Here is a 14,373-nt window from a genome sequence, read left to right on the forward strand (position 1 = left end):
CTGGCCATGGCATACTCCCCACCTTCGCTTTCCGGACCTGGCCTGCATGACTTTCAATTCCCCCTTGAGCGCTTGGCAGCATGCCATCGAACATCACGGTTTCGTCCAGGACGAAGCCCAGGAACTGGCAATCATGGCGCTGGAGCAATGCCACAAGGCATTGCATGAGGGCCGCAAGTCGGTCAAAGGCGTTTATCTGTGGGGGCCGGTCGGGCGGGGCAAGACGTGGCTCATGGATCGTTTCTACGAGAGCCTCGAGGTTCCGGCTCGCAGACAGCACTTCCATCACTTCATGGCCTGGGTGCATCAACGCTCGTTCCAGCTCACCGGCACCCCGGACCCGCTGCAAGCCTTGGCCCGTGAATTGAGCCAGGAAGTTCGGGTACTGTGCTTTGACGAACTGTTCGTCACGGACATCGGCGATGCGATTATCCTTGGCCGTCTTTTCCAAGTGATGTTCGAGCTGGGCATGGTGGTGGTCAGCACGTCCAACCTGCCGCCGGACGAGCTCTATGCCAGCGGGCACAATCGTGAGCGATTCCTGCCGACCATCACGGCCATCAAGCAGCACATGCAGGTGGTGCCGGTGAACGGCTGGCAAGATCACCGTCAGCACCCCGGCACCGCGCAGCAGCGCTATTGGATGCGCGAGCCGGGCCAGCCTGACCCGCTGGCCGATGTCTTCGGCCAGTTGAGCGCGGGGCAGGCATCCGGCAACCAAGCGATCGAGGTCGGTCATCGACAGGTCGTTCCAGTCCAGGCCAGCGACACGGTGCTCTGGAGTCGTTACCTGGACCTTTGCGACCAGCCGTTTTCAGCCGTGGATTTCATGGCATTGTGCGACCGTTTCAGGGCCATCCTCCTCAGTGATGTGCCTGCCCTGAGCGCCGAACAGCGTGAAGGACGTATTGCCCGCGGCACCGAAGACGGGGTCGAGCGGGTCGAGGCCGGTGATCGTGAACTGCCGCAGCTGTCGATTCACGACGATGGCGTTCGGCGTTTCATTGCCCTGGTCGATGAGTGTTACGACCGCAAGGTGCCGTTATACCTGTCGGCACGGGTGCCGATGGACCAGTTGTACACCGAGGGCTATCTGCAATTCCCGTTTCGCCGTACTCTCAGTCGCCTCCAGGAAATGCAATTGCAGCGCTTCGGCCAGCCCGCCTGACCTGAATCCTGCCGGCGGCAAACCGTCGGCCTTATCGAGCGAGATCAAGATCATGGAAGAAGCCAAGGACATCCTTGTATTGCAAGCCAGCTACACCAACCCGATCCACGCCGAAGCGATCTGCCTGGTGCTCAACGGCTATGCCGAGGATCCAATGGGGGGCGGTCATTCGCTATCCGCTGAGGTGTTGTCGCACCTGCCTGAAGAACTGGCCAAGCGGCCTCACGCCTTCAGCGTGCTGGCTTTCGTCAATGGCGAACCGGCGGGGTTGATCAATTGCTTCGAGGGGTTCTCGACCTTTGCCTGCCGCCCGTTGGTGAACGTCCACGACGTTGCCGTGATGCCTGCGTTTCGCGGGCTGGGTTTGAGTCAGAAGATGTTGCAGAAAGTCGAGGACATTGCCCGCCAGCGCGGGTGCTGCAAGATCACCCTGGAAGTACTGGAAGGCAACGCCGTGGCTCAGGCCAGTTACGCCAAGTTCGGCTTCGCCGCGGGCATGTTCGACCCGGCCCACGGTCGCATGCTGTTCTGGATAAAGCCTCTATAGCCGCTGGCGCAGCCTCTTTCGATCATTTCTGCACGACCTGGCCCCCCGGCCCCTTGGGCTGCATGAGGCTGAAATCGATCAGCGCCTTGTGCTGGCTCTGGTAAGGGTTGCCGATCAGCAATGGCCGGGGCTTAAAGGCATCGCTGACCAGGCTTTTGCGTCGGTCGAGCTCATCGAAGTCCAAGCCGGCCATGTCCGCCCAGGTGTGAATCAGGTGCGAGCTGCTGTAGGGGCGTGACAGATCACCGGCGAAATTCCAGTCATGGGTTTCGCGCCACTTGGGCGAGGCCCAGGCCATGAACGGAATGGTGTACATCGGCGCCGTCGGCTTACCTTCGTTGCGCCCCAGTGTGCTATGGCCCGGCGAATCGAAAACGTCCTCGCCGTGATCCGACAGGTACAGCAGGAAGCCGTTGGGGTCGGTCTTGGCGTAGTCCTTGATCAGGCTGGACACCACGAAGTCGTTGTACAGCACCGCGTTATCGTAGCTGTTGTAGGTCGGGAGCTGATCGTCGCGCACGCCGGCGGGAACGCCCTGGCGGTCGGTGAACTTGTTGAACGTCGGCGGGTATCGGTACTGATAGCTCATGTGCGTGCCGAGCAGGTGCACCACGATCAACTTGCGCGGCGCGGTGTCAGCCAGGGCCTTGGTGAACGGTTCGATCACGTCGCCATCGTATTGCGCGGCGTTCTGGTTGCGATTGTTGTTCAGGTAGACCTGCTCATCGGCTTGTTGAGAAAACGTCGTGAGCATGGTGTTGCGCTTGGTCATGGTCTGCTGGTTGGTGATCCAGAACGTCTTGTAGCCGGCCTGCTTCATCATGCTCACCAGCGACGGCGTGCTCAGGTAGAGGTCCGGATTTTCCTCGTCGGCGAAGGTCAGCACCTGCTGCAGCGCTTCAATGGTGTAGGGGCGTGGGGTGATGACGTTGTCGAAGACCGATAACTGGTCCTTGAGCTTGTCCAGCTCCGGCGTGGTTTCTCTCGGGTAGCCGTAGAGGCTCATTCGCTGACGGTTGGTCGATTCGCCAATCACCAGCACTAGGGTTGCGGGCTGATGGGCCATGGTGTCCTGGAGGTTGCCCAGGGGAGGGATTTTTCTGGTGCTGTGAAGCAATCCTTGCATGTTTTCCAGCTGTTGACTGTAGCGATGGTACGCCACGAGCATTTGCCATGGCACCGCAGGCTCGATGCGACTTTCAAATTCCCCCACGCCTAGTGCCAGGCTTCCGGTACGCAGGGTCTGCTTGGTCAACGGATAGCCGACAACGGCGACTACGATCACCATCGCCGCCATCCAGGCCTGACTGCGGGGAAGGTGTAGCGGCCGAAGGCGCGTCCAAAGGAAATAGCCTGCCAAGGTATGGGCCAGGAACGCGGGCACCATCCACCATGCATAGTACTGGGTCATGTATTCGCTAGCTTCAGCTACGTTCGACTCGAACATGATGAAGATGACGCTTTGTGAAAATTCCTGATGGTAAATGAAGAAGTAGCCAAGGCTGGCCATGGAGCAAGCCCAGAGCAAGATGCCGATGATCGCGGCGATAAGACGGGTACGAGCAGGGAACAGAAGAAGGGGCGCCAACCATAACGCGCTCATTACGAAGGCTTGGCGGAACCCGGTGAAGCCAGAGGTACCACTCGCCAGAATGAGCAGTTGGGTGATGCCTGAAAAATACCAGAAAAATAAAAACAGCCAGCCGAGCCCGGCCCAGTCGAAACCTCTAGCAGTCGTTTTGCTGTGTTTGAACACACTCATCAAGCGCTCCAGCCTTTCGCCGGCGAGACTGCCTGCACCGGATCGGTGCCCACAGATCTTGGCCGTAACTATTTGTGAAGGCTGGATTATTAGGAAAGGGGGTGAAAACTTTGTGAGTTTTTGGTCACAGAATGGTATGCAACTGGCGCTTCAGGTTGCAGAAATGACGTTGAGCGAGCTCCAGTGGTTCAGTGACGCCAGCTTGCCCGGCGTCACTTCAAGTACCAAGACTCTCTGGCGTTGGATCAGCGAGCCAACGCCTGGCCCTGGTAGGAGAGTTGTGCCTGGTGCAACTGCATGCGCAACTGCGTCACTTCGTCGAGCAGCAGATCACGCTCTTCTTTCAGCAGGCGTAATTCGTCGCGACGAATGGTCACGTAAAGTGTTTGGGGAGGACGTGCGGTAACGACAGGGCCCATTGCTCACCTCGCAAATGGCTACATCAACTAGAGAGATGTCGTCAGTTTCTTGGCGACAATTCTTTATCGGCACCAATTCTGAATACTTTTGCCCGTTGATGGAACTTTTTTATTTTTCATGGTCGACGTGTCTTCGGCCGGTTTTTGAACGTTATCCTTTGTGATCGGGCGATTTACCCGGAAACTATGCGGCCATGCTCTGGACTAACCTCCACTAGTCGATTGCGTTTCATCTTTGACACACCTTTATTTGTAGTAGGGAGCACCAGCACATGCAACTCGGGATCATTGGACTGGGCCGCATGGGCGGCAATATTGCGCGGCGCCTGATGCTCAATGGGCACACCACCGTCGTGTATGACCGCAATGCCGCTTTTGTCGAAAACCTGAGCCAGGAAGGCGCAACGGGCGTCGCGGATTTGCCGGCACTGGTCGCCGGCCTGGAAAAACCGCGAGCGGTCTGGGTCATGCTGCCCGCCGGCGCACCCACCGAAGACACCATCACCGTGCTGAGCGAGTTGCTGGAGCCGGGCGACGTCATCATCGATGGCGGCAACACGTACTACAAGGACGACATTCGCCGCGCCCAGGCGCTCTCGGAACAAGGCTTGGGCTACATCGACGTCGGCACATCCGGCGGCGTCTGGGGCCTTGAGCGCGGCTATTGCATGATGATCGGCGGTGACGTCGAAGTCGTGAAGCGCCTGGACCCGTTGTTCGCCAGCCTGGCGCCGGGCATGGGCGATATCCCACGCACTCGCGACCGCAAGTCCGACGACGACCGCGCCGAACGAGGCTACATCCATGCGGGCCCGGCCGGTTCCGGTCATTTCGTCAAGATGATCCACAACGGTATCGAATACGGAATGATGCAGGCCTTTGCCGAAGGCTTCGATATCCTCAAGACCAAATCCAGCGAGAGCCTGCCGCCAGAGCAGCGTTTCGACCTGAACCTGGCCGATATCGCCGAAGTCTGGCGCCGTGGCAGCGTGGTTTCGTCCTGGCTGCTGGACCTGACCGCCGACGCATTGGCCAGCGATCCGAAGCTGGATGGATTTTCCGGTGAAGTCGCCGACAGCGGTGAAGGGCGTTGGACCATCGAAGCCGCCATCGAGCAAGCGGTGCCGGTACCGGTACTGTCCAGTTCGCTGTTCGCACGTTTCCGCTCCCGCCAGCAAGCCACCTATGGTGACAAGATGCTCTCAGCCATGCGTTTCGGCTTCGGCGGCCATGTGGAGACGCCGAAAAAATGACCTCGATCGGCAGGAAATCCAAGGCAGAACCCGCGCCACCGACCACGCTGTTCCTGTTCGGTGCCCATGGTGACTTGGTCAAGCGTCTGCTGATGCCGGCGCTTTACCATCTCAGTCGTGACGGGCTGTTGGGTGATGGCCTGCAGATCGTCGGTGTCGACCACAACGCTATCAGCGATGTGGACTTTGCAAAAAAACTCGAGGATTTCATCCGTAACGAAGCGGCGAGCAAGGGCGGCGATGCCGACCGCGCACTCGATCCGGCGCTGTGGGCCAAGCTGGCCCGGGGCATCAGTTATGTCCAGGGTGACTTTCTCGATGACAGTACCTACCAAGCGCTGGCGGCGAAAATCGCCACCAGCGGCACCGGCAATGCGGTCTTCTACCTGGCGACCGCGCCACGTTTTTTCAGTGAAGTGGTTCGTCGCCTCGGCGCGGCCGGGCTGCTTCAAGAGAAGGATGACGCCTTCCGGCGCGTGGTGATCGAGAAGCCGTTCGGCTCCGACCTGCAAACCGCCGAGGCGCTCAATACCTGCCTGCTCAAGGTCATGAGCGAGAAACAGATCTATCGGATCGACCATTACCTGGGCAAGGAGACGGTGCAGAACATTCTCGTCAGCCGCTTCTCCAACAGCCTGTTCGAGGCGTTCTGGAACAACCACTACATCGACCACGTACAGATCACCGCTGCCGAAACGGTCGGCGTGGAGACCCGGGGCAGTTTCTACGAGCACACTGGCGCGTTGCGAGACATGGTTCCCAACCACTTGTTCCAGTTGCTGGCAATGGTAGCCATGGAGCCGCCAGCCGCGTTCGGCGCCGATGCCGTGCGTGGCGAGAAGGCCAAGGTGGTGGGGGCGATCCGGCCCTGGTCGGTGGAGCAGGCCCGGGCCAACTCGGTGCGCGGCCAGTACACCGCAGGCCAGGTAAATGGCCAGTCTGTCAGTGGTTACCGCGAGGAAACCAACGTAGCGCCCGATAGCAATACCGAAACCTACGTCGCCCTTAAGGTCATGATCGACAACTGGCGCTGGGTAGGCGTGCCCTTCTACCTGCGCACCGGCAAGCGCATGAGCGTGCGCGACACCGAAATCGTCATCTGCTTCAAACCGGCGCCTTATGCGCAGTTTCGCGACACCGAAGTCGACGAATTGCAACCCACGTACTTGAGAATCCAGATTCAGCCCAACGAAGGCATGTGGTTCGATTTGCTGGCCAAACGGCCAGGGCCGGCCCTCGACATGGCCAATATCGAGTTGGGCTTTGCCTATAAGGACTTCTTTGAAATGCAGCCGTCAACGGGTTACGAAACCCTGATCTACGATTGCCTGACGGGCGACCAGACGCTGTTCCAGCGCGCCGACAATATTGAAAACGGCTGGCGTGCGGTGCAGCCGTTCCTCGATGCATGGCGTGAGGACGCCGCTATCCAGCCGTACCAGGCCGGGGAAGACGGTCCGAGCGCTGCCCACGATTTGCTGACTCGCGACGGTCGCGTCTGGCACGGCCTCGGATGAGTGGCCAGCCGAAACACCCCATCCGTTTTTTGCTCAGCGACATGGATGGCACGCTGCTGCTGCCCGACCACAGCCTGAACCAGCGCACCATCGAAGCGGTCCGCTCGTTACGCGAGGCCGGTGTGCTGTTCAGCCTGGCCACCGGGCGTCCGCCCCGGGCCATGTTGCAGCAGATCGAAGCCCTGGGCGTCGATTTGCCGACCGCGGCCTTCAACGGTGGCACGCTGGTGCACCCGGACGGCAGTTTCCTTGCCGTGCACTACCTGCCACCCGAAGCGGCACTGAGCACGCTGGCCCTGTACGCCGATCAGCCGGGTATTGAGGTCTGGGTATTTGCCGATGGCGATTGGTTGGTACGCGATGTCAACGGCCCCATGGTGCCAGTTGAAACGCGTGGTCTAGGTTATCCGCCCGTTCAAGTGCAGAGCTTCGAGCCTTACCTGGAGCGTATCGACAAGATCGTCGCGACCAGCGCCAACACCGATCTGCTGGTGGAGCTCGAGGCTCGGTTGCATCCGCTGCTCAAGGGCCAGGCCCAGGTGTCGCGCTCACAACCGATCTATCTCGACGTGACTGCCATGAAGGCCAACAAAGGGCAAGCCTTGTCGACCCTGGCTGACTTCTTGGGCGTGCCGCTGGAACAGACGGCTGCGATGGGGGACGGCGGCAACGACCCGGCGATGTTCCACCGGGCGGGCTTCTCGATTGCGATGGGTCAGGCGGAGGAGGCGATCAAGCGCCAGGCGGACGTGGTTACCGCAGCCAACACCGAGGATGGCGCGGCATTGGCGATCGAGCGGTACATCCTGCCGGAATAACGTCACTTTGTTTCCATGAAGTTGTAAGACAACTGCCCGCACGCCTGAGTATTGGGTAGAATCCGGTGCTGATCGGACTACGGGAGGAAACAATGGGGAATAGCTCAACTCAGGGAGGCGATTCGCGGGCGGCCACGCCACTCGAACGCTTCATGCAATCGGAATCATCAGGCGGCATCGTGCTCATGCTTTCGGCGCTCGCTGCGCTGATCGTGGCTAACAGCCCGCTGTTCGCAAGTTATACCAACGCACTGCATGCATCTTTTCTGGGCATGTCCGTCGAGCATTGGGTCAATGATGCGTTGATGGCCGTGTTCTTTCTGTTGGTAGGGCTCGAAATCAAGCGCGAGATGCAGATAGGGGAGCTGGCCAAATGGAGCCAGAGAGCGCTGCCGGGTTTCGCAGCGCTGGGGGGCATGATTGTGCCCGCCCTTATCTATGCCTGGGTCAACAGGAGTTCTGCTGAAACGTTGGCGGGTTGGGCCATCCCGGCTGCCACCGATATCGCGTTTGCGCTGGGCGTGCTCTCGTTGCTGGGCAACCGAGTGCCGATGTCCCTGAAGGTCTTTCTCTCCGCGCTCGCCATTCTGGATGACTTGGGTGCGGTCGCGATCATTGCCGTCTTCTATAGCGGTGGCCTGGATGTAACGATGCTTGTGGCATCCGCCGCGGTGATCGCTGTGCTGCTGGTCATGAACAAGGCCGGGGTCATCCGGCTGTTGCCCTATCTGGTGCTAGGGGCGGTGCTGTGGGTGCTGGTGCTCAAATCTGGCGTACACGCCACGCTGGCGGGTGTCGCACTTGCTTTTTGCATCCCACTCAACAAAGACGCTGATGAAGCGAAGTCTCCGTCGCTCCGGCTTGAGCGGCGGTTATCGCCATGGGTTGCTTTCGTCGTGATGCCCATTTTTGGCTTTGCCAATGCTGGCGTATCCCTGGCCGGCGTGTCTTTGAGCAGCCTGCTTGATCCCGTGCCACTGGGCGTCGCTGCAGGACTGTTGCTGGGTAAGCAGATAGGCGTCTTCACCTTCGCGCTGGTGGCGATCAAGACCGGCCTGGCGCAAATGCCGACCCACAGTTCGTGGCGGCAAGTGTATGGGGTGGCGTTGTTGTGCGGGATCGGGTTCACGATGAGCTTGTTTATAGGAAACCTGGCGTTCCCCGGTTCCCAGCTACTCATTGATGAGGTCAAGGTTGGCGTATTGGCCGGTTCTACCCTGGCTGCACTCGCAGGCATCCTGGTGCTGCGTTTCTGCGCTTCTTCGAAGGCATGAGTAATGCCCGCCTGATGGCGGGCCTTCCGGCTTTCATGGACTTGATCGAGGACAAGGGGAAACCGGGGCAGTGCTTAGGCCCAATATCGCATCACGACGGCCTTTGGGCTGCCGTGCAACGAGTAACCGCCTACCAGTATTTTCCCATCGGCTTGTGCGGCCACGGACGTAGCGGTATCGAGACTGTAGCCGAGCCGAGTGCGGACCCAGCCCTGGCCCCGGCCAAAATTCGGGTCGAGATGGCCGTCCGACAGGTGTCGGGCCAGGACGAAATCGGCCTCGATACTACCGATGGTTGCACCGGCGGTCAGCACCTTTCCGTCCGGTTGGATCTGCGCTGCCATCCATTGACTGGCATTGCTGCCAAACGCCAGGAGGCGGCACTGGCCCTCGCTGGACCCCGGGGCCGGTTGTCCATCCTGGCGAATTTTCAGCGACAGGCAATGCATCGGGTCTCGGCTGCTGCCGAACGCCTGCAAGTCACCGTTCCCGTGCTGGACCACTTGGCTGATCATTACGCTGCGGCCTTGGGCTGCGACGGACAGGAAGCCATCCTCACCAAAGCTGTCATCGAGCTTGCCGGTGGAATCGTAGCGCACCACCAATCCGCGCTGGGGCAAGTCGATGGCACCGCCTGCGATGACGCTGCCGTCTGTCTGCAGGCTCAGGCAGCCCAACCAGGTATTTTTCAGCAGCCGCCGGACCATCACGAAACCGCGACTGTTGAACGAGCGGTCCAGTGAGCCGTCGGGCAACAGGCGGATCAGCACGCCGACATGATCGGACATCTGGAAATGATGGTTGGCCAGCAAGAGTATCCCGCCATCGGCCTGCACTTGGATGTCGCAAGCCTCCATCCCAGGCACGCCGGGCGGCAGCCAGGGATCACGCAACCCTTGGGAAAGATTGCCGCACAGCCGGACGACCTGTCGCCCGGCCTCGCCGAAGCCTGGGACGGCACGGCCATGCGGGTCGAACAACGCCAGGGCGGGAAGGGTATGGTCGGCCCCTTCGTAGTGCAGGCCTGACAACAGGATATTTCCATCGGGCAGTTCAATGACTTTGCCCGCTGTGGCTTCGCAACCCTTTTCAAACGACCCGACCACGTAGCCTTGGGCCGCGAAGCTCTTGTCTATCGAGCCATCCGCATTGAGTCGCGTCAGGCCGAAGCGGCAACCCTGGGGCGTATCGACCCGGGCTGCCAACAAGATCCGGCCAGCCTGGTCAATGGCCAGCCCGGTGGTGAGGCTTGAAGTGTCGTCGGCAAAACGAACCCAGGCTTTGCCGGCACCGGCAAAGCCTGAATCGAGTTGACCGGGATAGGTCGCGGGTGTCGCAAGCACGAGTGCGGATTGATCGAACATGCAGGCCTCTCCTTGCGCATCGACCGTCCCGAAGAGGGAAGTGATTGCATGACGCCAGACATTCAATCCGCGAATCTGATAATGCACAACTGTCAGGTCTTACAGTTGTGAGGACAATTCGTGCCGAAACAGTGGCTTTTCAATCCAGTACCAAGCCGGCAAATCATTACCGGCTCGCAGGAAGTGTTTATTCAGGCATGGACCAGGATTGCAGTTTGTAACCTTCCTGGCTCAATTCAGCGCGCGCCTGTTTCAACAGGTCGGCCAGTTGGGCCGGGTCGGTGTAGGCGCTGCTTGGAATCTGAGTGCGACCAATGTGCGTATTGGTGCGGTCGATGACGGTCAGGCTCAGTTCGCCGTTACCGTCTTGTGGAGCCCAGGCCACGCATTGAAAAGGACGGAATGCGCGGTCGGCAATCAAAAGAGCTTCGTTGATACGGAGCGGGGCGTTCATGGCGTTATCTCTCAAAGGTGCCCATTCAAATGATGTACCGTCGGTTGGGCGTACCGTGCGGCTGGTTACTTGTACTGATGTCCCGAACCGGGGCACAGGTCACACAATCTCCAAATAAATTTCGATTTTCTTTCAGACCAGGGTTTTTCGCTTTTGTTTGAAAGCTTGCTGAAAGATTCAAGTAAGCGGCAACTAACGAAACGCCGCCTTATAACCACTTTCAGCGTTCTTCGATAATCAATTGATACAAGCAGCCGTCAACTTCTTGCTACTGTTACATGCAGGTTCGCCAAACGACTGTTTCTACTCATATTTCTTATTTTTGGCGCCAAGGATCAGTCATGATCGAAGCCAGTACGTCACGTCGTCTGCTCGTGGTTGATCCCTGCGATGATTGTCATCGCTTGTTGCCCGGTCTGCGGACGGTGGGCTGGGACGTCGAGAGTTGCGCCCTTGAGCATGCCGGGGACCGGACATGCGACGTCGGTCTGTTGCGCTTGCAACCGGCACATCTGGAGCGCCCCGAAGCGGTCAAGGAACTGATCAGCCGCAGCGGCACCGAATGGATCGCCGTGCTCAACCAAGAATTGCTGCGCCTGAAGAATGTCGGCGATTTTGTCTGCGAGTGGTTTTTCGATTTCCATACCTTGCCGTTCGACGTGTCCCGGGTCCAAGTGACGCTGGGCCGCGCATTCGGCATGGCACGCCTGCGGGGGCAGGGCTCGATTCACGTTGATGAGCCTGAACACGAACTGCTGGGCGACAGCAAACCCATCCGCGAACTGCGAAAATTATTGGCCAAGCTGGCGCCCGCCGAATCACCGGTATTGATTCGTGGTGAAAGCGGCACCGGCAAGGAACTGGTCGCCCACACGTTGCATCGCCAGTCTCATCGGCGTAACAAACCGTTCATTGCGATCAATTGCGGAGCGATCCCCGAACACCTGATCCAGTCTGAATTGTTTGGCCATGAAAAGGGCGCTTTCACCGGCGCCCACCAGCGCAAGATCGGGCGAATCGAAGCGGCGCATGGCGGCACGCTGTTTCTCGACGAAGTCGGCGATCTGCCGCTGGAGCTGCAAGCCAACCTGCTGCGTTTCCTCCAGGAAAAACACATTGAGCGAGTGGGCGGCAGCCAGCCAATCCCGGTCGATGTGCGCATACTGGCCGCGACTCATGTGGATCTGGAAGCGGCGATCGTGCACAGGCGTTTTCGCGAGGATTTGTACTATCGCTTGAACGTCCTGCAAGTGGTCATGGCGCCATTGCGTGAACGCCATGGCGACCTGGCGATGCTTGCCAGCCATTTTTCGCATTTCTACAGCCATGAAACCGGTCGCCGTTCTCGCAGCTTCAGCGAAGATGCGCTGGTGGCGATGGGCATGCACGACTGGCCCGGCAATGTGCGAGAGCTGGCCAACCGGGTTCGACGCGGCCTGGTGCTGGCGGAGGGGCGGCAGATTGAAGCCCGAGACCTGGGCCTGGCCAGCCGTCAAGGCGTGACTGCGCCGATGGGCACCCTGGAAGACTACAAGACCCGCGCCGAGCGCCAGGCGCTGAGCGATGTGCTCAACCGCCACAGTGATAACTTGAGTGTGGCGGCCAGGGTGCTGGGCGTGTCGCGACCGACTTTTTATCGGTTGTTGCACAAGCATCAGATCCGCTGAATCCACCTTGCCCGTTCCCCTTAGGAACGGATATCGAACCCGTGATCGATACGCCGGTGAAATCCTTGAAACAAAGCCCCGTTATCGGGGCTTCGTTCCACGTGATTACATGCAGGCTTTGCAGCTGGCAGCAATGGCCATCGAGTGACTCGGCTGGTCGTCCACGCCGGTCGACACGTTGGCTTCGCCATTGCCAGAGACGTTGTTCACGGCGGCCCTGTTCAAGATCGCGTTCTTCCAGCCATCGAGAGTCAACACTTGCGGGGTGTTGTTGCCGACAAGTTCGAACGTGCCTGTGTCGGAAATCCTGCCGGCGTAATGGCCGCCGCCGTAGCCGCCCCGATGGTCCCAACCGCCGTCCTCCTGGTCGATCATTACACGACCGTCGTTGTCCTGTTCATCCAGCACTGTGGCCCCGGCGCCGGCGGTGCTGGGGGGCAATTGATCCTGCGACGCCCCTTGATGGTTGCAATGGCCGTTGCCGTTGCTGTTACCACCTGCCTGTGCAGCCATTGCCATGACAGCGGTGAGAGCGAAAGCCAATGGTTTTAGCGCCATTGTAGGTTCCATGGTGTGTCTCCTTGCATGTCGATGGTTAAGTGTGGGTGTTTTCTTATGTGCTGCGCCGGGTGAGTCGGCGCCCCCGGATGCGGTGTCAGCCAGGCGGGTTCCCCAGCCTGGCGCTCTGGCTCATCTGGATGACCCATTGGTTGCGGGGGAAGGCTTTATCTGCGATTTAGAGACCCGGCATGGGGAAGAGCAGGTGTTGTGCCGCTTCAGGAAAAGTACATGAATTCAATGGCTTGAAAGATGTGGAGGGCGCTCGTGGCGAAATCTGTCTCATCGCTGAGACAACCCTCGCGCGTGGCGAGGGGCCAGCTGCCATCAAATGGCTATGCTTAGGCCTTTACGCGGAGTGTTTCAGTGACTTGACAGTCATGGGCGCAATGATCGCAGGCGCGGCGGGGGTGGGGTTTGAGGCGGTCGTGATGTTTCAAGGATGAAACACGATCAGGCCTGGAGCAACCGGGACACGGCCGTGAGCACGTGCTCACGACGTTCTGCCCAACCGCCACCGATCTTCAGGAACGGTTGCCGATGGCGAACCAGCCAATCCTCCATCGTCTCGAAGAACATCACACGTTCGTCCAGCGCTGGCTGGCAGCGCAGGCCATCGCCGACCCATTCGACCTGCTCGGGGCTGAGCAGCAGGTGCAGATCGTAATGGCGCGCCAGCAAGGCCGGTTCGAGCCAGTCCGGGCAATCGCCGAAGAGGGTCCGGCTCCAGAGAATATTGCTCAGCAGGTGGGTGTCGAGGATCAGCAACGCGGGCTGCCTGGCGCGGGCCGCGTCTTCCCAGGCCAGTTGTCCGGTAGCAATGTCGGTGATGTCGGCCAGGCAGGTATCACGCTGGGTTCGTTGCATGAAATGGCGCACGTACTCATCCACCCGCACGCCACCGAAGTGCGCCTCCAGCTGCCCCGCCAACCAACTCTTGCCGCTGGATTCCGGGCCGGTCAGCACCACCACTTTCATGTGCGCAGTGCCGGGTCGGCGCGCCACTCCCGCCAGCCTTGCACGGCCAGCAGGGTGAACAGGGCATAGAGCGCGGCGGTAAGGTGCAGGCCTTTGTAGAGGAACAGGCCAACAAAAATCACATCCAGGACGATCCACAGCGGCCAGCACTGCACGCGTTTGTGCGCCATCCACCATTGGGCGACCAGGCTGAAACCGGTGAGCGCCGCGTCGAGCCAGGGTTGGGCGGCATCGGTCCAGTGCGCCATGGCGCCTCCCAGCAGCAAGCTGCCCGCCGCCCCGATGGCCAGGCCGAGCAACACCGAGGGCCCGCCGAGGCGCGTCACCTGCCGCCCGTGATGGTGGCCGCCAGCGCGGGTCCACTGCCACCAGCCGTACAGTTGCAGCACGGCGTAGACCCCTTGCAGCAGCATGTCGGAGTACAACTTCACCTCGAAGAAAATCCAGCTGTACAGCAGCACCATGACCAAGCCGATCGGCCAGCACCAGGGATTCTGCTTGACGGTCAACCAGACAGCGATCACGCCGAGGGCTGCGGCAAACAGTTCAAGCCCGGACATGGTTGTTCCTTGGGGAAGTCGGAAAGGGCGGGGA

General features: G+C 59.9%; 14 protein-coding genes. 7 read left to right on the top strand and 7 right to left on the bottom strand.

Annotation, left to right across the window (positions count from 1 at the left end):
- The first annotated feature begins 46 nt into the window (after nt 1-46).
- The gene (gene zapE / locus J3P95_RS12085) at nt 47-1,168 is read left to right on the top strand and encodes a cell division protein ZapE (protein ID WP_434563378.1); all 1,122 of its coding nucleotides are present in this window, start codon (nt 47-49) and stop codon (nt 1,166-1,168) included.
- 52 nt (nt 1,169-1,220) lie between these two features.
- A complete protein-coding gene (locus tag J3P95_RS12090) occupies nt 1,221-1,715 on the top strand; it encodes a GNAT family N-acetyltransferase (RefSeq protein WP_434563380.1) in 495 nt (164 codons plus the stop codon).
- Between the two features lie 22 nt (nt 1,716-1,737).
- On the opposite strand, the gene J3P95_RS12095 is transcribed toward J3P95_RS12090, so the two are convergent.
- Together J3P95_RS12095 and J3P95_RS12100 are read right to left on the bottom strand one after the other, a co-directional pair.
- Nucleotides 1,738-3,477: a phosphoethanolamine transferase CptA gene (locus tag J3P95_RS12095; RefSeq protein WP_434577065.1), complete on the bottom strand. Its 1,740-nt coding sequence runs from the start codon at nt 3,475-3,477 to the stop codon at nt 1,738-1,740.
- A gap of 245 nt (nt 3,478-3,722) precedes the next feature.
- Nucleotides 3,723-3,896 (bottom strand): DUF6026 family protein, encoded by a 174-nt coding sequence (locus J3P95_RS12100; protein WP_434563384.1) that lies wholly within the window; start codon nt 3,894-3,896, stop codon nt 3,723-3,725.
- Between the two features lie 272 nt (nt 3,897-4,168).
- Between J3P95_RS12100 and gnd the strand changes: the two genes are divergently transcribed.
- From gnd to nhaA, 4 genes are all read left to right on the top strand, one after another.
- The gene (gnd, locus tag J3P95_RS12105; protein ID WP_434563386.1) at nt 4,169-5,149 is read left to right on the top strand and encodes a phosphogluconate dehydrogenase (NAD(+)-dependent, decarboxylating); all 981 of its coding nucleotides are present in this window, start codon (nt 4,169-4,171) and stop codon (nt 5,147-5,149) included.
- Nucleotides 5,146-6,666: a glucose-6-phosphate dehydrogenase gene (zwf, locus tag J3P95_RS12110; protein WP_434577063.1), complete on the top strand. Its 1,521-nt coding sequence runs from the start codon at nt 5,146-5,148 to the stop codon at nt 6,664-6,666. The genes gnd and zwf overlap by 4 nt, the downstream gene beginning before the upstream one ends.
- Nucleotides 6,663-7,484 (top strand): HAD family hydrolase, encoded by an 822-nt coding sequence (locus J3P95_RS12115; protein ID WP_434577061.1) that lies wholly within the window; start codon nt 6,663-6,665, stop codon nt 7,482-7,484. The genes zwf and J3P95_RS12115 overlap by 4 nt, the downstream gene beginning before the upstream one ends.
- A 92-nt stretch (nt 7,485-7,576) precedes the next feature.
- On the top strand, nt 7,577-8,758 hold the full coding sequence (gene nhaA, locus J3P95_RS12120; RefSeq protein ID WP_434626590.1) for a Na+/H+ antiporter NhaA: 1,182 nt from the start codon (nt 7,577-7,579) through the stop codon (nt 8,756-8,758).
- A gap of 74 nt (nt 8,759-8,832) precedes the next feature.
- On the opposite strand, the gene J3P95_RS12125 is transcribed toward nhaA, so the two are convergent.
- On the bottom strand, nt 8,833-10,122 hold the full coding sequence (locus J3P95_RS12125; protein WP_434577057.1) for a hypothetical protein: 1,290 nt from the start codon (nt 10,120-10,122) through the stop codon (nt 8,833-8,835).
- A 187-nt stretch (nt 10,123-10,309) separates the two neighbouring features.
- Complete coding sequence (locus J3P95_RS12130; RefSeq protein WP_030142711.1) at nt 10,310-10,576, bottom strand: hypothetical protein; 267 nt, start codon at nt 10,574-10,576, stop codon at nt 10,310-10,312.
- 341 nt (nt 10,577-10,917) lie between these two features.
- On the opposite strand from J3P95_RS12130, the gene J3P95_RS12135 reads away from it, so the two are divergent.
- The gene (locus J3P95_RS12135; RefSeq protein ID WP_434577055.1) at nt 10,918-12,243 is read left to right on the top strand and encodes a sigma 54-interacting transcriptional regulator; all 1,326 of its coding nucleotides are present in this window, start codon (nt 10,918-10,920) and stop codon (nt 12,241-12,243) included.
- A gap of 105 nt (nt 12,244-12,348) precedes the next feature.
- Here J3P95_RS12135 and J3P95_RS12140 read toward each other — a convergent pair whose 3' ends face one another.
- From J3P95_RS12140 to pnuC, 3 genes are all read right to left on the bottom strand, one after another.
- Entirely contained in the window at nt 12,349-12,813 is a 465-nt protein-coding gene (locus tag J3P95_RS12140) for a hypothetical protein (RefSeq protein WP_434577053.1), read from the bottom strand.
- A 441-nt stretch (nt 12,814-13,254) separates the two neighbouring features.
- Nucleotides 13,255-13,779, bottom strand: a complete 525-nt coding sequence (locus tag J3P95_RS12145; protein ID WP_434563805.1) for an AAA family ATPase — start codon at nt 13,777-13,779, stop codon at nt 13,255-13,257.
- Nucleotides 13,776-14,339, bottom strand: coding sequence for a nicotinamide riboside transporter PnuC (pnuC, locus tag J3P95_RS12150; protein WP_434577051.1), 564 nt, complete (start codon nt 14,337-14,339; stop codon nt 13,776-13,778). Before pnuC ends, J3P95_RS12145 begins: the two co-directional genes overlap by 4 nt.
- Nucleotides 14,340-14,373: the final 34 nt, after the last annotated feature.

This window comes from Pseudomonas sp. Z5-35 (assembly GCF_051131945.1).
Lineage (GTDB): Bacteria > Pseudomonadota > Gammaproteobacteria > Pseudomonadales > Pseudomonadaceae > Aquipseudomonas > Aquipseudomonas marvdashtae.

Coding starts and splice junctions, on each gene's coding strand:
- zapE (WP_434563378.1), top strand. CDS start 47: ATGACTTTCAATTCCCCCTTGAGCGCTTGGCAGCATGCCATCGAACAT.
- J3P95_RS12090 (WP_434563380.1), top strand. CDS start 1,221: ATGGAAGAAGCCAAGGACATCCTTGTATTGCAAGCCAGCTACACCAAC.
- J3P95_RS12095 (WP_434577065.1), bottom strand. CDS start 3,477: ATGAGTGTGTTCAAACACAGCAAAACGACTGCTAGAGGTTTCGACTGG.
- J3P95_RS12100 (WP_434563384.1), bottom strand. CDS start 3,896: ATGGGCCCTGTCGTTACCGCACGTCCTCCCCAAACACTTTACGTGACC.
- gnd (WP_434563386.1), top strand. CDS start 4,169: ATGCAACTCGGGATCATTGGACTGGGCCGCATGGGCGGCAATATTGCG.
- zwf (WP_434577063.1), top strand. CDS start 5,146: ATGACCTCGATCGGCAGGAAATCCAAGGCAGAACCCGCGCCACCGACC.
- J3P95_RS12115 (WP_434577061.1), top strand. CDS start 6,663: ATGAGTGGCCAGCCGAAACACCCCATCCGTTTTTTGCTCAGCGACATG.
- nhaA (WP_434626590.1), top strand. CDS start 7,577: ATGGGGAATAGCTCAACTCAGGGAGGCGATTCGCGGGCGGCCACGCCA.
- J3P95_RS12125 (WP_434577057.1), bottom strand. CDS start 10,122: ATGTTCGATCAATCCGCACTCGTGCTTGCGACACCCGCGACCTATCCC.
- J3P95_RS12130 (WP_030142711.1), bottom strand. CDS start 10,576: ATGAACGCCCCGCTCCGTATCAACGAAGCTCTTTTGATTGCCGACCGC.
- J3P95_RS12135 (WP_434577055.1), top strand. CDS start 10,918: ATGATCGAAGCCAGTACGTCACGTCGTCTGCTCGTGGTTGATCCCTGC.
- J3P95_RS12140 (WP_434577053.1), bottom strand. CDS start 12,813: ATGGAACCTACAATGGCGCTAAAACCATTGGCTTTCGCTCTCACCGCT.
- J3P95_RS12145 (WP_434563805.1), bottom strand. CDS start 13,779: ATGAAAGTGGTGGTGCTGACCGGCCCGGAATCCAGCGGCAAGAGTTGG.
- pnuC (WP_434577051.1), bottom strand. CDS start 14,339: ATGTCCGGGCTTGAACTGTTTGCCGCAGCCCTCGGCGTGATCGCTGTC.